Genomic DNA, 19,720 nt, shown 5'->3' on the forward strand with positions numbered 1-19,720 from the left:
ATTAAAACTAATTCCTTACGGATTATCGGCAATTCGATTCTTGATTTCATTAATTACTTTAAGTTTTATGTTTTCTACACTTTACTATTATTTTTCATTAAAATCAATCGACTTTGATTGATTTCATCAAAATTTAAAGCTAATTATTAAGACGTCGCTATCCCTTCCATCTAATCAGGGTAGTCAATTTATATCATGAATGTTTGCCCCTAGTCAAGTAAGTAAGACTTTTACTGCTTTCTCGATAAGTGGGCATCGGATAAGAGATAAGAGAGGGAGTAGGGGCAAGAATGACCTGGCTAGCTAGATGAGGAGAGTTATTTGATATATAGGCCTCTTTATTCGCTAAACCTGCTCTAAGTGGCAAATGACCTGTGTGACATGCATACACGATTTATGGGTTTTTTATCGAAGCACCTTAAGCCGGAGAGCTTTCTTGATGCCAGGTCCTGAGGGGCATTGTTAACCCTCATCCGGGTAAATTCCACGTGAGAAAGAACTATATTAATTTGATATTTAACCTAATATTCACCCGGCTGATTACGATTTCCCTACTTACGATTGCGATAAAGGTTTGGGTCAACTACCTCGGCCATCCTGTCGATATTGAGCTTATTATAGCCCAAAAAACGATTGATCTCTTCTATATACGGCTGGGGGTTGACCAGGAGGCGGTTGTAATCAACGTTTAGAACGGAGATATTGGGCTGTGTACGGAGCCAGTCCTCCACTTTCTGGAGGTGCATATTAAATAAACGTGCCATTTCTTCATCAGATATTCCATCATCTGATATACCTCGGTTTTCGAGCATTTTCTTGTGAGAGGCCAGGATCTCTTCCATCTTTCGGTGAATAAAGATGACCCTATATTCGTATTTGGATGGCAGATATTTTAATAGCTCAGAAATTATCTTGACCACTTTTCCCTGGGCTTCTTCGAGCCATTCTAAGTCGCCTTTGCTGAGCTTTTTCACCCGTTCAAACTCATAATATCCTTTGGGATTGTCAGAGTCAGCCTCGCGTATATTGTCGGTCAAAATGGGTAACCCCCCTGCTTCCAGCATCTTCATCATCATTGAAGTGCCGGAACGGGGCAGGCCGGACACGACCGTTATCACCCGATTACTGGTTTCCGGAGCAGAGCTGTTGCCGAATATCTTTTGCAATAATTGTTTCATCTTCTCACCTATCTCTCTATTTTTCTAATATTTCTTTCCAGACTATGTCAATCCATATAAACTTCGCATAGTTTTAAACATGATAATTTTCATTCCTAGAAGCTTCAAGTCAATGGGGCTTATGGCTCAATTTCTTTGAGATTGTATTACTTTAGTTTTAATGGATATCAAACTTTAGTTAGATAGGTTTGGATAACCAATCCAAATGGGAGTTTAAAGACCTTTTGAAATCTCTGCCCTTAGCCTACGTGCCCGCTTATTGGCTTTGTATCCTCCGTGCTTCCATCCATTTTAGGTTCGGACTCCGATTAGCTATTGTTTGATCTTTTACCATATTATACATATTTTCTACTTTATTCTTTTATTACTTTAATCTTGTGGGAAAAATAAAACTTAAGTTAGTTATATTCATAGTACAAGCTTTCACTCTTTTTTCCATAATCCCTTACCTGGTGTCCTTGCCTCGGTCTCTAATGTTAGAAAGGGGTCCTTAAATTTTATGTTGGGTGTATTGGTGTTAATTTTGGCATATCCTTCTTGAATAAGGAGTGCGTTTAGCATTTTTTCGCCGGGTAAATAAACATACGCTAAAATGAGCCCATAGTTATCTCTGGTTTCCGAATCGAACTCAAGCTTAACAGGTGTTCCTCTTCTTAGATAAGACTTAGTAAAGTTTGTGGCCTCATTATCGATGGATTCCGGTATTTCAATGCCAGTCAATCTAATCTTTTCTATCCGTCTATCAGAAAGTTGACAGTGAAATGTATCGCCATCAACAACTTTTACTACACCGCATTTGACGTAATCGGGGAAGGCAAATTTGAGATTTTCTTTTACTTCCTCGTACTTACCGCATGTCGTTGAAAGAACGGAGGCGAATAATAAAACCGGTGGCAGCAGAGTATTTTTAAACAAGATTCGCAGAATTAACATATAGTTCTCTCTAATCTAAGCGGGTCTATATTAAATGTCTTACTTCTCGCCAACCTATTCCGAGAATAAAAAATAAAGACGCACAGGTAGTTATTGAAGCGCCTGTTGGAATGGATATAACGAAAGAAAAATAATAACCAAGCACTGCTGATACGACTCCAATTAAAGCCGAGAATATAAAAACCAACTTCAGCCTCTCAGTTAAAAAAAGTGCGGTAAGAGAAGGAAGAACAGTTAACCCAAAGACTGGCAGTGCTCCAAGTGCTCGTGTTGTAATTGCTATTACAATCCCAACGGTAAGTAATAAAACTGTGTTTAGAACCCTTACCGGGTATTTAAATAGCTGTGCTGTTTCAGGATCGAAAGAGACAAATATAAAATCCTTAAAGAATAGCAAGTGAATGAGGATGCAAAAAAGGGCTACACCAGGCACAATGTAAACCTCTTTTGGGTCCACAACGACAGCGCTTCCAAAAAGGATGTCGGCGATGTCATGGGCTTCATGTGTAATGAGGTTGCCTATAATTACTACAGCTCCAGAAGTGAGTAGATACCCAAACCCTATTGCTCCTTCTTGGCTTATACGAAGAAAATCCTTCTTTAGAGCAAAAAAGAGAGCGGCCAACGCAGTCATAATCAAAGATAAAGCAAAGGGATCAATCATAGAACCGAGGGAACTAAAAGCGGAGAATCCGCCTATATAAAAGGCAAGAACCACACCAAAGCTTGAAACCTGAGAGAGCATTGCACCTACAAAAACAATCCGGCGTAGAACCACATAAACCCCCAAGAATCCGCATATTGCCCCTGACACAGCTCCAACAATCATTGGGTCGCGCCAGAGAAAGTAACTTTTTATGAACTCCCCAAACGATGAAGTATCCATATTATCTCCTATGACTATCTAGACTTTATCTGTCCCTGCCTCCAACCGCTGTGTATATACGTATCTTGCCAGCAACCTGCTCTATGGTTAAATCCAGTCCAAAAATCCTACTTAAAGTCTCATCTCTTAGAACTTCCGCCGTGGTTCCTGCACTAAAAACGCCGCTATCTTTGTCAACCACAACAACATGATCGGCAAATTCGGCAACTTTGTTTAAAAAATGACTGACCATAAGAACAGTGAGATTATCTTTCTCTTTTATTTTTTCTATCAATTCCATTATGGCAGTTTCGCCTTTAATATCCATTGAAGCCGTAGGTTCATCAAGAATCAGTACATCGGGTTCCCCGGCGAGGGCATGCGCAATAAGTGAACGCTGTTTTTCACCTCCTGAGAGCGACCTAAATGGACGATCCTTCAAATGAGGAATTTCAACCTGCTCAAGGCAATAACTCACAATCTTTCGGTCTTCTTTTTTAATACTTCTGCCAACGGGGATTCGTATGTACCTTCCCATAGCCACAAACTCGGCAACGGAGATTGGAAATATATGATCAAATTTCTCCCGTTGTGGAACATATCCAAATATCAAAGGCTTGCCTTCCCTATAGTGCACTTTTCCTGCTACAGGCGGTATAAGTCTCACGATGGTCTTCAGTAAAGTCGTTTTCCCACCACCATTTGGACCAATTATTCCCCAGAACTGGCCGTGTTGAATTGAAAGATTTATGGAATCTAAAAATCCAGTTTTATCATAGCCGATTGCCACATCTTCTAACTTTACAAGATAAGGTAAATTCATTTTTTAAGTCTCCTTTAGTCCATGAGTCAAAGAGATTCGGGAGTTCTATTGATTGCCTCTTTTGGAAGGAAAGGATATCAAGGGAGCTCCCTAGAGATTTAGCAAGTTTCCACCAAGAATCCTGACTTTCTTAGCCTCCTGCAAGATTAGAAGAATTAACTGCTTGCTTCATATTTTCTAATTTGGATGTAACATCGTTTACAATCGCATCAAGAAGGTCGAAATACGTATTTATTCCATCACCTCCACCTACTTGTGCTGGCAGAACAAGAAAAGAAGCCCCCGCCTTTTGCGCGATAAGGGCTGGCACTTTTTGGGGATAGTAAGATTCTGCTATAACAAGCTTAACATTCATTCCCTGTATTTTTCTGATTAGATCGGCTACATATGAAGGTGAAGGTGGAATCCCCGGCTTTGGCTCTACATAGCCTACTTCCTGAAATCCGGCCCAATCAGAGAAATAATTCCAGCTCTTATGATAGGGAACAATTTTAGTACCCTTGTAAGGAGCGAGTTTTTCTTCCCATTCTTTGGCCTTTGCGTTAAGGCGTTTTACAAAGTCTTTAAGACGTTGGTCATAGTAGGAAGAGTTTTTAGGATCTATCTCCTTTAATCTCTCAGCAATCCCGTTTGCAACAGCAATTCCATTTTTTGGGTCAAGGATATAGTGAGGGTTTCCACCAGGATGTATATCTCCCATACTTCTATCAACCCGCATAGTCGGTACTTCGAGGATGTTTGAAATTAGGGTTGAGGCGTTAAGATTACCGGGTGAATTTGTAGAAGTGATTTTCGAATTCCTTGACCCGGTAATAAGCGGGGGAAGCCAGCCTATTTCCAAGTCCAAACCGTTATATATAAGCAGGTCAGCTCTGTTAAGCTTCAGGACATAGCTCGGTTTTGCATCTACAAAGTGAGGATCCTGGTAACCTTTTGCAAGGCTTTCTACCTCAACTTTATCTCCTCCTATTTCCTTAGTAATAGCTGCAAAGGTGGGAAGAGACGCAACTACTTTTACTTTCGCTAATGCATCTATGGCGGAAGCGAATAATGAGAATGCTATTACAAGCAAAGCTAAACAAAAATGTAAAGCAAGAGATTGAAGAAATTTTTGTGTTTTCATGAAGCCTACCTCCTTTCCTAAAGTTTTTAAAACGGATGGGCTCCGTGGGCACCGAGCGAGTATTGAAATTGAAGGAAAACAGCGTGGAAGCTATCGGCAAAATCGGGGTCGTCAAATTCGTACTGGAGCCTAATCCTTGAAAACTCAGTGGGGTTAAAAGTAAGCATGACGGCGTATCTAAGCTCCTTTCCTAAAAGTCCGAGCATACTCTCCTCTTCTTCTCCCTCTTCACTCCTCATGACACGCAGCAAACTCGACCCTTCCAGTTCTTCCTCTTCCATCGGTGTAACCGGAGTATCCGTATCTACAAAATCAAACCTAAACCCTGCATTCCACCTCTTGGCAAAGCGATAAACAAGCTGTGCATAAGCTCCCCAATTATCTAAGTCTCCCTCTTCTGATTCCGCTTGCAGATACATGAACTCAGACTGCAGCCACACCTCTTGATAAGGATTGTTTTTCAGGGGACGGTATTTGGCAAACAAGTCGACACCATAAAGATTCGAGCGGTTGCCCGGTTCTGTACCGTTGGAACCAGTGGCGAAAGAACCGCCCAGGCTCAGGGATAGAGCCTCTGTGATTTCAAAGAAGTTTGCCAGGTGGAATATGTAAAGGAGCCTGCCTAGGTTGTTTGCATCCTCATCAGGAGCAAAAGTAGGTGTCTCCAAACCATTTGCACTGTTTACGGAAGCGGTTAATTCCATAAACCAAGGAAGTGGAGCAAGAAAATTAAATTCTATCCCCACCGGGTTTAGATGTTCTCCAAGGAAATCAGCAGCGGGAAGGGCAAGTGTCACGAAGTCCTGACTGTGTCTGTGCTGCAAGTTAATCCGGCCAAATTTAGCCCGCATCAAACCAATTCTAACCTGAGAGTTTAGAGGAAGGGAAAGTAGGGTAGTGGCGTAGGCTTCCTCAGTTTCAAAACTGTCACGTCCTATGGAAAAGAAACTGTCAAACCTAAAATAAGGGTCTATAACCCCCTGAAAACCAATCTCGATTTCTTGGAGATTAATACCGGTATTCTCCGGGTCATTTTCTGCATGGATAATAGGGTCATTCTCAGAGAAATAAGCTGCGGTGAATATCCCAATAACGCTTATATCCGGGTTAAGGCTCTGGATGACCCGTTGAAGATACCCTTCTCGGGGTGGTGCGGGTACTGCCTCAGTAATCGCTTTTTCGACCTCTCTTTCCTCTTTTTGTTTCTTCGCTTCTTCCTCCAGCATTCTGTTTTTCTCTTCAAGCTCCTCCAATTTTTTCTGCATGGCCTCCATCTGCTGCCGGAGTTCTTGCATTTGCTTTTTTATATCATCCCTTTCCTCACCCCATGCCTCTTTTTGAATAATTAGGGGAAAAAGAAACATGCCAAAGAAAAATAGGGCAATAAACCTATTAATCCTCATAATTCACCTCCAAAAAAGTGATTTCTGGCTAGCGAAATAGCCGGTTGAAATAGATGGTTTTTAGTTCTGGTATTGTGTTGGGAGTTTAGATAACTGGGGGTGAACGGGTGGATTTCTTTGATGCTAAAGATAAATACGGGAGTAAAACATTAAGGTCCGAGAAGCTTATTACTATTTCTGAAAGCTTATGAGCAAGACCGGCAACCCGGTCTTGAGGTTTAAATTTTCCATTAAGACGGCATCCCGAACAGAACTCGTTGGATATATGCGGGTTAGCGGGCTGGGATTGAGATATCTTTTTATCAACCATGCCAATATTAAGGGCATGGTTATGGAAGCTTAGAGAAAGCACGAATAGTATGGCTAAGCCGGAAACCGCTAACCCTGATATCCCTCGTGCTTTAATCCTTACTTTCATGCTGCTTTCTCGAAGAGACGGCTTAGACCGGGGATTTAAACCTACGATTAACCAATACCATTATTTTTGTGAATATGCAACATGTGTGCGATTTTGGTTTATCTGTGTATATATCCTAACACCTACAAACCCTGATAAATTATTTGTTGACACGAACTATTTCTCTGTGAGATAATCACGGATAGATAGGGAGAAGAGGAATAGACCACGGGAACGGCGTAGGACAATTTGATGTTGGTTTTTAAGATTAATAGTTACCGTCTTAGTCCAATTCCGTCTATATAAGGGGAGTTCAATATGCGCACAACATATCTAACTATGGTATTCCTAATGGTTACGACGGTTCTAAGTGTCGTGGCTACCGCACAAAAAGATACCGGTGGACCTGTTGAACTACGAGTAGTCTGGCATACCGGCGTCTTGGGTGATTATTTGATACAAATGAGCCAGGATTACACTGAACAAACTGGTGTGGTTATCCATGGCGAGTTACTCCCATGGGCGAAATGGCATGACGCCATAGCATCCGATTTCGCTCAAGAGAAGGGTAGCTATGACCTGGTTGTGTTTGACAGTCAGTCTATGAGCGAGTTTGCTTCCCAGGGGCAAGTCGTGTTGTTGAATCCGTACCTGGAGAAGAGCACCAAGATAAAGGCTACCGATTACAGTTCACGCGCTTTGCAAATGTATGCTGAATATCCGGAGGGGTCTACGAACATCTATGCACTTCCGATCAATCAAGACGCCATGGGCTTGGCCTACCGGAAAGATTTATTTGAAGATCCAAAGGAAATGGCTGCCTTCAAGGCCAGGTATGGCTACGAGTTGTCTGTCCCGGAGACTTATGACCAGTTGAAAGACATTGCCGTATTCTTCACCCGACCCAACCAAAACTTGTATGGCATTGCTATGTACGGTAGCAGTGACTACGATGCGGTTACCAGTGCTTTCAACAACGTTTTATGGTCCTTTGGCGGCGAGTTGTGGAATCCGGAAACAAGGAGAGCGGTGGGAGTCATCAATTCGCCAGCTTCTGTCGCCGCCTTGGAGTATTATAAGGGTCTCTTTAATTATAGCCCTCCGGGTGCGTCCGAGTGGTATTATGATGAAGTTAATGAAGCCGTTAGCAAAGGGATGGTGGCTATGGCTATTAACTGGTATTACTTCTTCAGCGCTTACAGTGACCCGAAGATTAACAAGTTTGCGGAGAAGATAGGGTTTGCACCCTTGCCCGGTGAAAAGGGTTCTGACGGTAAATTCCGGCAATACAACTCGGTAGGAGGACAGGGGATCAGCATCTCTAAGTATTCAAGAAATGTGGATGAAGCCTGGAAATTCCTCGAATGGTTTATGAGTGATGAGAATCAATGGAAATGGGTTCGTGGCGGCGGTCAGACCGGACGGGTTGATATCCTGAACTCTCCGGAATATGCTAAAGCCACCCCTTATAATTCTATATTCCCGATTTCCATGAGCCGGGTGAAAGATTACTGGCACCTGGTCGAATATCCACAACTACTTGATATCTATCAGAAGTACATTCATTTGGCCGTCACCGGTTCCATGTCTTCGAAAGAGGCATTAGATAAGATTGCCATAGAGCATCAGGCCATTTTAGATGGTATCAATTAGAGAAACTCCTGCATCCTCTTCTAATTTAGATTCCATAAATACTGTCGGTGCACCCAAAAAGATTTGTGTTAGGCTTAGCCCCGGGATGTAGACTAGGAGATGGAAGAGACCTTTTGGCCACAGAGGACACAGAGAAGAGAGCTAATTAAAAATAAATTTCTCTGTGAACCCTGTAGCTGAAGCTATTCTTGCCTAGTGATTATAACTTAGTACGTTGTCCAGCCACCGTCTATTACAAGCTGGGTGCCGGTGACGTATCTGGCTTCATCGCTCGCTAAATAAAGGACTCCATAGGCTATGTCAATCGGCTCTCCTCTACCTCCCATGGGAACGATTTGAGCGGCTATTTCATCGAGCTTCTTCTGTGCATCGGGTGAATGATCATCGATGAAATCCTCGTTCATCTTGGTTTTTATGAATCCGGGACAGATTGTGTTTACGCGAATCCCTTGTTTTGCGTGGTCCATGGCCAGGCTCCTAGTGAACTGCATTATTGCCCCTTTCGATGTATTGTAGGCGACAACGTTTGGGCAACCGATGAACCCGGCAACTGAGGAGTTATTTATGATAGCACCGCCTCCATTTGTTATCATGTGAGGAACCACGCACTTACTCATCAAGAAAGTTCCTTTTACGTTGATGTTTATTATTTTATCCCAAGATTCTACAGAAGTTGTAATCACGTTTCCGGCCTCAAGAACTCCGGCATTATTGAAGAGTATGTCAATTTTCTTGAATCTTTTGACGAATTCATCTACTATCCTTTTTACGTCATCTTCTTTAGAAACATCGCCGGGAAGAGCGATAATCTCACCCTTTCCTTCGGCTTCCTTTACTACCTCATCGAGCTTCTCTTTTGTCCTTCCGGTGATTCCAACCTTGGCTCCTTCTTTGCAGAAAAGAAGGGCAGTGGCTTTGCCTATGCCTTCTCCTCCTCCGGTAATTAAAGCGGTTTTTCCTTCGAGTCTCATTGTTCTTACCTCCTTATTCTAATAGAAGAATTTCTTGTCTATAGAACATATTTTATTCACAAAGGCGACTGGAAGTGAATTTGAGAAATTGCTTATCTAGTTATCAAAATTACCTGGCAATCCAGCCTCCATCCACAGAAAGCATAGAACCGGTCATGAATCCCACGTTATCATCACACAGGAAAAGCACGGCATGAGCAATCTCTTCCGGTCTTCCTAATCGTCCGATTGGGTGGAAGGATTTAAAAAGCTCCTCGGTGGCCTTTCTATCTTCAGTCTGGTCAAACAGACCTTCGACTAGCGGGGTCACAATTGTTCCAGGACAGATTGCATTTACGCGGATTCCCTTGTCCGAATACTCCAGCGCCATGCTTCTGGTAAGCTGGGTTATAGCTCCTTTCGTGGCATTATATGCGGCGACAGCGGGCACAGCTTTAAGACCCAGTACTGAAGAATTATTCACGATGCATCCCTTTCCCTGTTTCAGCATGTGAGGAATGGTGTATTTGGACATTAAATATGTTCCTCTCACGTTTATAGCGAATGTCTTGTCCCATATTTCCGTCGGCGTCTCATGCGTCGTGGCCACATGGAGGATCCCAGCGTTATTAAAAAGAATATCGATACGGCCGTATTTGTTTATAGTATAATCTACAGCCGCTTTGCAGTCCTCCTCTTTTGAGACATCGCTGACGATATAATCTATAGTTAAACCCTCTTTTCTCGCTTCTTCTAAGGTGTCCTTCAAGGTTTTCTCGGTTCGTCCTGTAATTACTACCTTTGCCCCTTCCTTGGCAAAAAGAATAGCGGTTGCTTTTCCCAGTCCTAGACTTCCGCCGGTAATAAGAGCCACTTTATCTTTTAGTTTCATCGAGTAGTCACCTCTCTCATAATTTTTTGAGATTATAAGGTACATTTTGCGGCTTATCAAGAATTTATTACGTTGTCATAATCTAGATTTTCATTGTTATACTTGTGTTACAATTGAGTTAATGATGAGGCTGAAGGCATGAGCTATCCAATGTGGTGCAAGGGGTCTTTTTCCTATCTTTGGGTAGTGGTAAACGGGAAAAGGTTCAAAATTCTAGCCTCTATCGCTAGTATTACCACACTTATTCTGATATTGAACTGTGGCCGGAGTGGGGGAGGAACACCGCCCTCAAATGGAGCTCTTGAGGTAGAACTGGTTTTGGGTGGCTTAGATTTTCCGGTTACTTTGGCCTGTGCTTCGGATGGGAGAATCTTTTTTAATGAGCTTCGAACTGGAAATATACGCATTATACGAGACGGTGTCTTACTCCCCACACCATTTGCTGCTGTTCCCGTATCTATTAACGGCGAGAATGGTTTAATAGGGCTAGCCTTTCACCCCCAGTTTGACAGGAATGGTCTCGTGTACGTTTTCCATACCCATCCCCAACCTCGCCGAAACCGGGTACTGCGTTTTACAGACTTAAATAACCTGGGTACTCAGGAGACTGTGATCATTGATGACCTTCCTGCGGCTGATATACATATTGGGGGGAACGTAGGGTTTGGACCAGATGGAAAGCTTTACGTGACTATAGGGGATGTCTCCAATCCTGCTAATTCCCAAAGCCTTGACTCCCTGGCGGGTAAAATCCTAAGGTATAATCCGGATGGTACGATACCTGCAGATAATCCCTTTCTTGACTCTCCAATCTTTGCTCTTGGGCTGAGAAATAGTTTTGATTTTACCTTTCATCCGGCTACGGGGGTCATTTATGCTACCGAGAACGGGCCGAATTGCGACGATGAGATAAATAGAATAATCGCCGGGGGAAACTACGGTTGGCGCCCAAATTATCCTGTGGAGATACCGATACTGAGTTCATCGGTCCGATCATACGCTTTTCCCCTCCTATAGTTCCCACCGGTATTACTTTTTATACGGGGGACCAATATCCGGAGTTCCTTAACGATCTCTTCTTCGTTTATTTTGATGGAGGAACTGAAGGGAAAATAAAGAGGATTGAACTAACCGGAGAAAACCTGGACCAGGTAGGAAGCATAAGTAGCTTCCTGGTGGAGGATGAGTTGGGCGGATTACTGGATGTCATTACATGCCCGGACGGCAATCTATATTTTTCAAGCGCTGATTCTGTATTCAGGGTTGTGAAAAAGCCTTGATTTATTCTTGGATGAGCCCATTTACCGTCACCAGGTGATAAAGCTATTCAAAACGAGCGGAAGAAAGGACTGTATGGAAACCATGTGTGTCTCCTAGAGGCGCCGAAAGCAAATCGCTACTACTGAAAACTTGAAAGATTTTGATATAAAAAATTAAGGGCAAGCCCTGAATATTTTTCATGAACTTGCCCTTTGGAGGATGGTGGTCGAGATTAGTCCTATTTACAAGATCGTTACTTCTTTTTTCTTAGTTATCTCCTCATAACTGACCAGTAGCCCGGATTCCTTCCCCTCACAAACCGTGCATAGCCAGGTTCCCCAGATTATCTTATTCCCATTCTTATCCTGGTCTGATTCTTTAACCTCGAATATAAGGAATCCGTCGCATTTTTGACATCGGTTGTTCGTACGGATAATCCTTTCTTTCATATTGATTCTCTTTTAGCAATACCATAAATTCAATCTGGATTTATATAAATTAGACCTTGGTAGGATTTTTGGGTGAAAAAACTACTGATTACGGGAAGATCTTATAACTTTAGTACTATAGCTTATGTCTATATACGGACCTAAATTTCTGCTGAACTGCTAAATGGCGGGTCGCTTTTTCAAATGAATTTTTACGCCGAGTGACTTCATCGTATGTAAATCTGTATTTACTAACAACTATTATTAAACAGTGGTAGCGAGATGAGAAGTTTGTGTTATAATAAAGCAATTTTTTTCGGGTTAAGCTAAATTTAAACAGATTCTCCATACAACATGAACCATAATGAGTTGTACTCCAGACTGGCAAAGATCTATGACATGGGTCTTTACCTAAATGGCACTAAGAGGGCTTACGATTTTTTTGTGAAACAACTGCCTTTTCCGGAGGACAAGGAAATAAAAGTCTTGGACGCTGGAGCAGGGACAGGCCAATTTACACTAGCCATATTGAGACGATTTCCAAAAGCTGAAATTGTGGCTTTCGACTTAAATCAAAATATGATTGAAGAGTTAAAAATTACTCTAAAGAATAAAGGATTGACTAACTCAGTAAAAACGTTCATTGCCAATGCCAGTAAACCTATTCCGGAAATTGCTAATAACCAATTTGACCTGGTCGTCACCTGTGGGGTTTTGGAGTACGTCTATCCTGAAGACACCATAAAGAATTTGGCTAGTTATCTTAAACCTAACGGTTATTTTTTTAATTCTCCGGTGAAGGATAACATATGGGGTAAGCTTCTGGGTACTGCTTTTGTGTTCAAACCCTATAGCCAAGAGAGGATTATTAGAGCCTTTACCGGCTGTGGTTTTACCCTTCTTAGATTGCTCAAAATACCGATCCGTTATTTACCGGCGAGCTTGATGAAAGAGGGATACCTGTTTGGTGGCGGTAAGTAGAGATCCTATAACATTTTGTGCTCGATTAGCTTATACTGCGCTATGGTACTTTTAGCGTCATCCTGGCAACTAGTATAGTTTTCCAAGGCAAACTGACTTCTGTGAATGGTAAGTATATGCTTTTTCTCATCGGCTAGGGATATAAATTCAAATATGGAGTTTTCTCTGTCTATATTTTGCATTCGTATAAACCGAAAATAGCGGATTATTCTAATGCCGGTGTTAATTCTCAAAAAATATTCTGCGGCCTGGACATCGGAGTTATAACAGGAACGTCCTCTGTACATATCAAGAGAGATACACTGGTTCTGATAGTCCTTAATTATTGTAGACACATTACTTGCCCGGACCCGACCGTAGTATATGCCGTGAGGAAGGCATAATAAGTTTGCTGCAAACCTATGACCCCCTAAGTGTGTGCATTGCCATGTCAAGTAACCGTTCTCCAGTCTTGTCGCTTCTATGTAGACGGGGACACCAAATCTTCCGCAACACTGGTCATGCGTGCCATGGGTGCAAACCAGGAAAATGGGCTGGCCCCTCGAAAAGGAACTGCCTGAAATGATTTCCGGGATACTTAAATCAAGTATGTCTTCATAGCTTTTGAGGTTTAATTCAAATAGCCTAGGTTCGAGCTCGTCAGACACCCCGATATAAAATTTTAATCCTTGTTCATTACCTTTCTGACGCTTGATCAGTTGCAGACGAGAATTGGGTATAGAATTTAGATGTTCGGAGATACGCTTCTTCACCATCTCTGGAATAGCACTTGCTAAAAATGCCTTTTTAGCCCAGGTTTGGTTATATTCTATTAAAAACCATACATCTACCCTGGGGACAGTGCCAAACATTTGCTCTTTTATGTCCAAGGAAAGTTCCGAACAGAATGAGCCTTGACTGTTTTTTGAAGACATTTAAAACCCTGCTAGGTGGGAAGCTAAAGTTAAATATGTTTTTTAGAATAAAATTCTACCCAAAAGAGTGCCACTTTAAAATTATTCTTCTGGCTGTTAGTATATGTGCTAGTATCTGAAGGGAATAATTATGAGCAAACAAGAAGGGGCATCAGTTGCCGGAATATTTTGGTCTCTCGCTCCTGTAGTCGCTATCACAAGTTCTTGGCAGGGCAAAGTGAACGCGCAGATTGCCGTGACTGTGATCACGGCATCGATCGTTCACGATGTTCCTAGACTTATTGTCGGAATATGGAAGGGAAATTTTACTCATGAGTTTATAATCAATAGCAGAGCATTTGCCGTTCATTTGCTGAACAAGGGACAGCTTCAATTGGTAAGGAACTTTGGTTTTTACACAGGCAGAGAAAGAGAAAAGCTAAAAAAAATACGGTATAAATTGGGAGTGACGGGTAGTCCCATTCTCGAGGAGGCACATTCATATGCCGATTGTCGAGTGATAAATGCAATGGATGGAGGCGATATGACCGGTTTCCTGGTAGATGTTGTAGACGGTGGGATAATAACCGGCGGAGAATGGATGACGCTCGACTACTTTTACTACGCGGCGCCACCCGAATGGATAGCCGAATACGGAGAAAAGCTTACGCGTTCGGTAGCTTTTTCCCTAGAAAGGATACATAAGATAAGCTATGATCCTTGGAGTCCCTAGGTTTTGGCTTCATTCTAGTACGAGCCCTGTCCATTAAAGAAATAACTGATGGTTATTGGTTATGTATAACCGGATTACCACTTTATCGACTTGGGCTTTTCATCGATTGAGTTATACGAATAAGACGGATACTATCCTATGTTGTTGATTTTCAATCGAAAATTTCTTAAAAAATTACCACTTGACATTTAAAGTAAAATACTTTATTTTTAAATATAAACTTAAATTTATAGCTTAACAGGTCATCCTCCATCCTCCTTTAAGAGAACGGGAGTAATCCTAATAATTGGGGTTACTCCCGTTTAAATTATATACCGTGTCTATTTAGGGAAATAAGAGACAAAAATCAGAGTGTGATGCGGGTCTAGAAATATAGTGATGGTATGTATTCTCTGCTGGCCGCAGTCCTGTATCAATTTCGATATCGCGGCTAGGATGGGTAAAATAAATTTTAATAGTTGATTTTCGACATAATATCTCCCTAAATTCAGCCAACAAAAATGCGGGTAAGTTTCAAATTTCTCTTGATTTTGTTTTTGTCTCTGACCTTATTAGCGACCGGATGTGTATATCTAAGGCTTCTACAAGTTAAGAGGCAGTTATCTGCTTTCAACAGTTATTTCCAGATAGTGGAAGAGGATAAGCTAACTTTGATATTTTTAAACCCAGTCCTTCTAACCAAAGATGTTACTTGGCTTATGAATAGCCCGCCGATGTCTCGGAAAGAAACCGGGGAGGGAAAGTTGTGGGAATATGTAATGGAAAAACAGTACCGTAACTCGAATTATGAGGAAAAAAACTTTGATATTCCCATCTCTATGGTTTTCGTGGATGACAGGTTAAGACAAATCAGCTTTCCGGAGCGTTTCCTGAAATATCTCTCTAAACCTTTACTGGCAAGGATGCTCGCTTCACTGGGTGAAGCGGAGATAGATAAAGCAAGGCGGAGAGCGGGATCAAGATTCCAGGCAAGAGATACTGTCGAGATCCCCCGTGAAGAGCAGGTCTTGGATGTTTTGGGTAAGCCCTATTCTACCGAGGAATCGGATGATACGAGAAGCCTCATCTATGCTTACAAACTTAAGAAGAATAATCCGGAACCAGGGAGTAAAGGGTTTAGTTTAATAATGACGTTTAAATTTAATAAGGATAATGATAGGTTGCGCAAAACAGAAATAAACTTGCGGGGCCTTAAGATGTCTTTGGATTTTTCCCTAGACCGAGGGGAGAGTAGCTAATACAAGATATAAAGAATAAAAGCCGAAACGTCTGGTATTATCATAAATGAGGAACTTTAAAAAACCGTCATCACAGTTTAAGATTGCCTAGGGCTTTTTCCCTAGGATTGGATTAACCAAAGTTATAACTTTCAGTATTTACTAAAACTATTTCCGGCCAGTCAATTCGACCAGTGTCCAATAGCTATTATTTTCCTCCTAAAATAGGTTTTAGTATTACGAGTATAAAGGAGGTTAAAGGATGCTTAGTCTGAATACCGGAAATGACCAGACCGGTTTTACCATCATCGAGCTTTTGATTGTGGCTTTAATCATAGGCATTCTACTTGCCATAGCTATTCCCAAACTATTCGTAGCCAGGTTCTCGGCCAACGAGGCCAATACAAGAAAGGCTATGCAAACTTTAAGAGACGGAGAATCTTTGTATTTTGAGCAGGACCTGGATGATGATGGATTGAGGAATTACACCAGCCAAATTGGCAACATAACCACAGGCGGAACTCTCCGCTGTCCTCCATCCGGTGGCAATTGCACAGAGGAGGATTCTCTTGTAGACAGTACTTTTGAAGGTGCCGTATCAACAGGTGCTTTAGCGGACTGCGTTGACCCAAAAGCAGGGTATTGTATCCGATTTGCATCGGATGTTGATGCTACTGACCCCTTAACGCTGCAAGCCGAGTACGGCTGGAAAGCTTCGATGACCAGTGCGCGTAAAACGGGCAGAAGAGATTTTGCCGTCTATGCTGATGGAGTCATCCGTTGTGCTCTAAGTCAGGAAGTAATAGGGGATCCGGGAGCGTTCCAGGCGGATCGTACCTCCAATGCATGTGATGATTGATATCTAAAACAATTCTATTTATTATCTTAGGGTTAGCTGTCCTCGGATATCATATAAAAGACCGATAGCCCCGTTTGACCGTGGTGAGCAATCTTAGCGCGCTGATTGATAGTATGCTTATCAATTACCGTGATTCTTTAGAAATTTCTTCTTGTAAATCAAGATTAAACAACTAATATAGTATTCATTTTTCCCTTTATGGAATAAAATTCTGAATGAGGTCTATTACCCTTCTTTCTCCCGCTAAGGTCAATCTAACCCTTGAGGTGCTCAGAAAAAGGCCTGATGGATATCATGATATAAGGTCTATAATACAGCCGGTAAGCTTATTTGATGAGGTAAAGGTTGTATTGGAAGAAGGAGAGGGGATAGAAATTGAATCTACCGGGCTCAAGATGCCTCTAGGAGAGAATAATCTTGTCTGGAGGGCTGCCGATATATTTAAAAAGGAGACCGGACTCGGGTTAAAAGTGAAAGTTTCGATAAAGAAAAAGATACCCCTAGGCGCCGGTCTCGGTGGCGGAAGTGGCAACGCGGCGGCAGTTCTTATAGGGATGAATAGACTAACGAAAAAGCTAAGGGAGGAAGAGCTTTTGTGGCTTTCACCAAAAATAGGAGCTGATGTGGCATTTTTTATCCGTTGCAGAAGCTCAATCGCCCAAGGCGTCGGAGAAAAAATCACCTTAATTATCAACTTTCCGCTTTTTCATTATGTGCTGGTAAACCCGGGGTTTCAGGTATCAACGAGGAGGGTATACGAGCTATGGGATGAAGCGGATGGAAAAACCTTAAAACAGGATGACTTAGAGCATACAATTTCACTTTTTAAGAAGAAGCAGTTTCCGCTTAGAAATGATTTAGAAAATATCACCTCTCTTATCTATCCCGAAGTAAAAGGGTTGAAAGAGAGAATGGTTTCCATGGGCGCTGAATCGGTCTCAATGACCGGAAGCGGTCCCACAGTTTTTGCTGTTTTTGAGGACGAAAAGAAGGCTAAAAGAATTTATGATTTTATGAAAGACAGCAAAGTATATAAAGTCTTCCTAGTTCAGGGGGTATCGGGATGGCATAAATTGTGATGCCCTGGTATTCAAACGCTTTTTATTTGCCTTCAAAGTGAAAGATTGGTAATATTCTAAAAATTATTTCCGATTTGTAACTATACCCTTTTTAAAAGCTCAACAACTGGGGCGTCGTCTAACCGGCAGGACTCGGGCCTTTGGAGCCCGCTATGGTGGTTCGAATCCACCCGCCCCAGCCAATTTTTAGTTTCCGGGTGCGTTTAGCAATAGGTTTCTTAGTATAATTGGTTGGCCAGCAACTGACTTGTCTCTAGTTGGTCAAATACTGTAGTAGCTTGAAATTAAACTAGCACAGCACTATTCTTTACTCATAGTCTTGAAAGGCCCCTCACTCTCCACTGCTATTTCCTCTTCGAATAATGAGAAAGACCCGGTCAGGGACCTGGAACTTCTCATACGCTCCCGCTACTGCATTATCTTCCTGGATACGGCGGAAGAAGACCGGGCTGAGATTCTTTTCCGTCACTTAGCCGATCGCATGAAGGTTCCCTATTTCTCATGGACGAACACTAAGGGCTTGAGGCGAATGGATATGGATGTAAAGGGTCCCGTTTATAACTCTACCGATATATCTATAGCCTTGGGACATATAGAACAGTCTCAACTCGCAGCGATTTACCATTTTCGCGGGCTTGGAGATTATCTTGAGGATAGGCTCATCGTCAATAAACTAAAGGATGCGTCTTTGCAATTTTCCAAGAATAACGGGGTGATAATAATAACCGGTCAAGATACCAATGTCCCCGACTTGCTGAGACCAATGAGTGCACTATTAAGCATGCCTTCTCCGCAAATTGAGGAGTATAAAGAGCTGCTTCACCATATCATCCGAGACCTCAATGCCCGGATTAACATGGAATTCGACATGACCCCGGAGGATATAAATAAACTCCTCAATAATATGAAAGGACTTACCCTTATGGAAGCAGAGAAGATTCTCACCAGAGTGATTGTTGAAGACGGTAAGTTAACTACAAAGGATATAAGACGAGTTATAGAGGCGAAAAAGGACATAGTAGAGCGCGAGGGGGTGTTAGAATATTATCCAGTCGAAGAAAGCATGGCGGACATAGCGGACCTTTCCGGTTTGAAGTCCTGGCTTTCTAAACGAAAGGAGATTATCACAGACCCTTTGAGGGCTAGAGATTTCGGGCTCTCATTTCCCAAGGGCATTTTGCTCCTCGGGGTTCCCGGCTGTGGTAAGAGCCTTTGTGCCAAAGCCGTGGCCATGGAGTGGGGACTTCCTTTACTCAAACTGGATTCTTCAAATCTCTACAATAAGTACATAGGTGAGAGTGAAAAGAATTTCAAAAGGGCAATAAAAACGGCAGAGAAATTATCGCCGGTTATTCTCTGGATAGACGAGATCGAAAAGGCATTCTCTTCATCGAGTGGTGTTGAGGATGGCGGCGTTTCGAGGAGGATCTTTGGAAGCTTTCTCTCCTGGCTTCAGGATAGAAAAGGGGATGTGTTTATCATAGCTACTGCCAACGACGTTACCAAGCTCCCGCCGGAGTTTTTGAGAAAGGGCCGTTTTGACGAGATATTTTTTGTCGACCTTCCGGATGCCGAGTCAAGGAAATCTATATTTGAAATTCATCTTAAGAAGCGGGGACAGGAGCCAAGTCCTTTTGATCTTGAACAGCTAGTTGAGTTAACTGGCGGGTTTAGCGGTTCAGAGATCGAACAGGCTATCGTCTCCGGTCTCTACACGGCCTTCTCGGAGAAGAAAGAGCTGACCACAGAGATTCTTGTCGACGAGATTAGGCTTACCAGACCTATCTCTATCACTATGTCAGAAAAGATAGCATGGCTAAGGGAATGGGCAAAGGATAGGACGGTAAGTGCGCATTGACTCTAGTGGAGACGGGTTAATCACATCTCTAGTTGGTATATATTGAGGATTATGCTTCCTTATCCTCGTACTTATCTTTTAGTTGTCTAACCACCGCCGGGTCGGCCAGTGTCGTCGTATCCCCCAGCGCTCTCCCCTCGGCTATATCCCTTAGCAGCCTCCTCATTATCTTGCCGCTTCTGGTCTTGGGAAGTT

Annotated in this window: 20 protein-coding genes and 1 tRNA gene; 10 read left to right on the forward strand and 11 right to left on the reverse strand. The window is 42.4% G+C overall.

Going from position 1 to position 19,720, the window contains the following annotated elements; genetic code table 11:
- Positions 1–551 precede the first annotated feature (551 nt).
- The 7 genes from VNN20_15960 to VNN20_15990 all read right to left on the reverse strand — a co-directional run bounded on the left by VNN20_15960 (position 552) and on the right by VNN20_15990 (position 6,743).
- Positions 552–1,178 carry a sulfotransferase domain-containing protein gene (locus tag VNN20_15960; GenBank protein HWP93686.1) on the reverse strand — a complete coding sequence of 209 codons (627 nt, stop codon included), beginning with the start codon at positions 1,176–1,178 and terminating at the stop codon, positions 552–554.
- A 423-nt stretch (positions 1,179–1,601) separates the two neighbouring features.
- Positions 1,602–2,111 (reverse strand): thermonuclease family protein, encoded by a 510-nt coding sequence (locus tag VNN20_15965; GenBank protein HWP93687.1) that lies wholly within the window; start codon positions 2,109–2,111, stop codon positions 1,602–1,604.
- A 25-nt stretch (positions 2,112–2,136) separates the two neighbouring features.
- Positions 2,137–2,997, reverse strand: a complete 861-nt coding sequence (locus VNN20_15970) for an iron chelate uptake ABC transporter family permease subunit (protein ID HWP93688.1) — start codon at positions 2,995–2,997, stop codon at positions 2,137–2,139.
- A 25-nt stretch (positions 2,998–3,022) separates the two neighbouring features.
- Entirely contained in the window at positions 3,023–3,799 is a 777-nt protein-coding gene (locus tag VNN20_15975; protein ID HWP93689.1) for a metal ABC transporter ATP-binding protein, read from the reverse strand.
- Positions 3,800–3,929: 130 nt separating this feature from the next.
- Positions 3,930–4,922 carry a metal ABC transporter substrate-binding protein gene (locus tag VNN20_15980; GenBank protein ID HWP93690.1) on the reverse strand — a complete coding sequence of 331 codons (993 nt, stop codon included), beginning with the start codon at positions 4,920–4,922 and terminating at the stop codon, positions 3,930–3,932.
- 26 nt (positions 4,923–4,948) lie between these two features.
- Positions 4,949–6,325 (reverse strand): hypothetical protein, encoded by a 1,377-nt coding sequence (locus VNN20_15985; protein HWP93691.1) that lies wholly within the window; start codon positions 6,323–6,325, stop codon positions 4,949–4,951.
- 85 nt (positions 6,326–6,410) lie between these two features.
- On the reverse strand, positions 6,411–6,743 hold the full coding sequence (locus VNN20_15990) for a hypothetical protein (GenBank protein HWP93692.1): 333 nt from the start codon (positions 6,741–6,743) through the stop codon (positions 6,411–6,413).
- Positions 6,744–7,040: 297 nt separating this feature from the next.
- Between VNN20_15990 and VNN20_15995 the strand changes: the two genes are divergently transcribed.
- The gene (locus VNN20_15995; GenBank protein ID HWP93693.1) at positions 7,041–8,375 is read left to right on the forward strand and encodes a sugar ABC transporter substrate-binding protein; all 1,335 of its coding nucleotides are present in this window, start codon (positions 7,041–7,043) and stop codon (positions 8,373–8,375) included.
- Positions 8,376–8,581: 206 nt separating this feature from the next.
- Here the strand turns inward: VNN20_15995 and VNN20_16000 are convergent, their stop codons facing one another.
- Together VNN20_16000 and VNN20_16005 are read right to left on the reverse strand one after the other, a co-directional pair.
- On the reverse strand, positions 8,582–9,346 hold the full coding sequence (locus tag VNN20_16000; protein ID HWP93694.1) for an SDR family oxidoreductase: 765 nt from the start codon (positions 9,344–9,346) through the stop codon (positions 8,582–8,584).
- A gap of 109 nt (positions 9,347–9,455) precedes the next feature.
- Entirely contained in the window at positions 9,456–10,217 is a 762-nt protein-coding gene (locus VNN20_16005; protein HWP93695.1) for an SDR family oxidoreductase, read from the reverse strand.
- A 138-nt stretch (positions 10,218–10,355) separates the two neighbouring features.
- Between VNN20_16005 and VNN20_16010 the strand changes: the two genes are divergently transcribed.
- On the forward strand, positions 10,356–11,234 hold the full coding sequence (locus VNN20_16010) for a PQQ-dependent sugar dehydrogenase (protein ID HWP93696.1): 879 nt from the start codon (positions 10,356–10,358) through the stop codon (positions 11,232–11,234).
- On the forward strand, positions 11,159–11,497 hold the full coding sequence (locus tag VNN20_16015) for a PQQ-dependent sugar dehydrogenase (GenBank protein ID HWP93697.1): 339 nt from the start codon (positions 11,159–11,161) through the stop codon (positions 11,495–11,497). Before VNN20_16010 ends, VNN20_16015 begins: the two co-directional genes overlap by 76 nt.
- 222 nt (positions 11,498–11,719) lie before the next feature.
- Here the strand turns inward: VNN20_16015 and VNN20_16020 are convergent, their stop codons facing one another.
- Positions 11,720–11,926 carry a hypothetical protein gene (locus VNN20_16020; protein HWP93698.1) on the reverse strand — a complete coding sequence of 69 codons (207 nt, stop codon included), beginning with the start codon at positions 11,924–11,926 and terminating at the stop codon, positions 11,720–11,722.
- A 333-nt stretch (positions 11,927–12,259) separates the two neighbouring features.
- On the opposite strand from VNN20_16020, the gene VNN20_16025 reads away from it, so the two are divergent.
- Complete coding sequence (locus VNN20_16025; protein HWP93699.1) at positions 12,260–12,886, forward strand: methyltransferase domain-containing protein; 627 nt, start codon at positions 12,260–12,262, stop codon at positions 12,884–12,886.
- 5 nt (positions 12,887–12,891) lie between these two features.
- Here VNN20_16025 and VNN20_16030 read toward each other — a convergent pair whose 3' ends face one another.
- Positions 12,892–13,800, reverse strand: a complete 909-nt coding sequence (locus tag VNN20_16030) for a sucrase ferredoxin (GenBank protein HWP93700.1) — start codon at positions 13,798–13,800, stop codon at positions 12,892–12,894.
- 130 nt (positions 13,801–13,930) lie between these two features.
- On the opposite strand from VNN20_16030, the gene VNN20_16035 reads away from it, so the two are divergent.
- The 6 genes from VNN20_16035 (at position 13,931) to VNN20_16060 (ending at position 19,525) form a co-directional block, all read left to right on the forward strand.
- Positions 13,931–14,512, forward strand: coding sequence for a flavin reductase family protein (locus tag VNN20_16035; protein HWP93701.1), 582 nt, complete (start codon positions 13,931–13,933; stop codon positions 14,510–14,512).
- Between the two features lie 713 nt (positions 14,513–15,225).
- The gene (locus tag VNN20_16040; GenBank protein ID HWP93702.1) at positions 15,226–15,750 is read left to right on the forward strand and encodes a hypothetical protein; all 525 of its coding nucleotides are present in this window, start codon (positions 15,226–15,228) and stop codon (positions 15,748–15,750) included.
- 241 nt (positions 15,751–15,991) lie between these two features.
- Positions 15,992–16,588: a prepilin-type N-terminal cleavage/methylation domain-containing protein gene (locus VNN20_16045; GenBank protein HWP93703.1), complete on the forward strand. Its 597-nt coding sequence runs from the start codon at positions 15,992–15,994 to the stop codon at positions 16,586–16,588.
- Positions 16,589–16,803: 215 nt separating this feature from the next.
- Complete coding sequence (gene ispE / locus VNN20_16050) at positions 16,804–17,667, forward strand: 4-(cytidine 5'-diphospho)-2-C-methyl-D-erythritol kinase (protein ID HWP93704.1); 864 nt, start codon at positions 16,804–16,806, stop codon at positions 17,665–17,667.
- Between the two features lie 107 nt (positions 17,668–17,774).
- Positions 17,775–17,849, forward strand: a tRNA-Gln gene (locus VNN20_16055).
- Between the two features lie 137 nt (positions 17,850–17,986).
- Positions 17,987–19,525 (forward strand): AAA family ATPase, encoded by a 1,539-nt coding sequence (locus VNN20_16060; protein ID HWP93705.1) that lies wholly within the window; start codon positions 17,987–17,989, stop codon positions 19,523–19,525.
- Positions 19,526–19,720 lie beyond the last annotated feature (195 nt).

The sequence above is a fragment of the Thermodesulfobacteriota bacterium genome, from assembly GCA_035559815.1.
Taxonomy (GTDB): Bacteria; Desulfobacterota_D; UBA1144; order Nemesobacterales; family CSP1-2; genus DATMAT01.

Excerpts from the sequence above, each read along its gene's own strand:
- VNN20_15960 (HWP93686.1), bottom strand. The coding sequence starts at position 1,178 with ATGAAACAATTATTGCAAAAGATATTCGGCAACAGCTCTGCTCCGGAA.
- VNN20_15965 (HWP93687.1), bottom strand. The coding sequence starts at position 2,111 with ATGTTAATTCTGCGAATCTTGTTTAAAAATACTCTGCTGCCACCGGTT.
- VNN20_15970 (HWP93688.1), bottom strand. The coding sequence starts at position 2,997 with ATGGATACTTCATCGTTTGGGGAGTTCATAAAAAGTTACTTTCTCTGG.
- VNN20_15975 (HWP93689.1), bottom strand. The coding sequence starts at position 3,799 with ATGAATTTACCTTATCTTGTAAAGTTAGAAGATGTGGCAATCGGCTAT.
- VNN20_15980 (HWP93690.1), bottom strand. The coding sequence starts at position 4,922 with ATGAAAACACAAAAATTTCTTCAATCTCTTGCTTTACATTTTTGTTTA.
- VNN20_15985 (HWP93691.1), bottom strand. The coding sequence starts at position 6,325 with ATGAGGATTAATAGGTTTATTGCCCTATTTTTCTTTGGCATGTTTCTT.
- VNN20_15990 (HWP93692.1), bottom strand. The coding sequence starts at position 6,743 with ATGAAAGTAAGGATTAAAGCACGAGGGATATCAGGGTTAGCGGTTTCC.
- VNN20_15995 (HWP93693.1), top strand. The coding sequence starts at position 7,041 with ATGCGCACAACATATCTAACTATGGTATTCCTAATGGTTACGACGGTT.
- VNN20_16000 (HWP93694.1), bottom strand. The coding sequence starts at position 9,346 with ATGAGACTCGAAGGAAAAACCGCTTTAATTACCGGAGGAGGAGAAGGC.
- VNN20_16005 (HWP93695.1), bottom strand. The coding sequence starts at position 10,217 with ATGAAACTAAAAGATAAAGTGGCTCTTATTACCGGCGGAAGTCTAGGA.
- VNN20_16010 (HWP93696.1), top strand. The coding sequence starts at position 10,356 with ATGAGCTATCCAATGTGGTGCAAGGGGTCTTTTTCCTATCTTTGGGTA.
- VNN20_16020 (HWP93698.1), bottom strand. The coding sequence starts at position 11,926 with ATGAAAGAAAGGATTATCCGTACGAACAACCGATGTCAAAAATGCGAC.
- VNN20_16025 (HWP93699.1), top strand. The coding sequence starts at position 12,260 with ATGAACCATAATGAGTTGTACTCCAGACTGGCAAAGATCTATGACATG.
- VNN20_16030 (HWP93700.1), bottom strand. The coding sequence starts at position 13,800 with ATGTCTTCAAAAAACAGTCAAGGCTCATTCTGTTCGGAACTTTCCTTG.
- VNN20_16035 (HWP93701.1), top strand. The coding sequence starts at position 13,931 with ATGAGCAAACAAGAAGGGGCATCAGTTGCCGGAATATTTTGGTCTCTC.
- VNN20_16040 (HWP93702.1), top strand. The coding sequence starts at position 15,226 with ATGTCTCGGAAAGAAACCGGGGAGGGAAAGTTGTGGGAATATGTAATG.
- VNN20_16045 (HWP93703.1), top strand. The coding sequence starts at position 15,992 with ATGCTTAGTCTGAATACCGGAAATGACCAGACCGGTTTTACCATCATC.
- ispE (HWP93704.1), top strand. The coding sequence starts at position 16,804 with ATGAGGTCTATTACCCTTCTTTCTCCCGCTAAGGTCAATCTAACCCTT.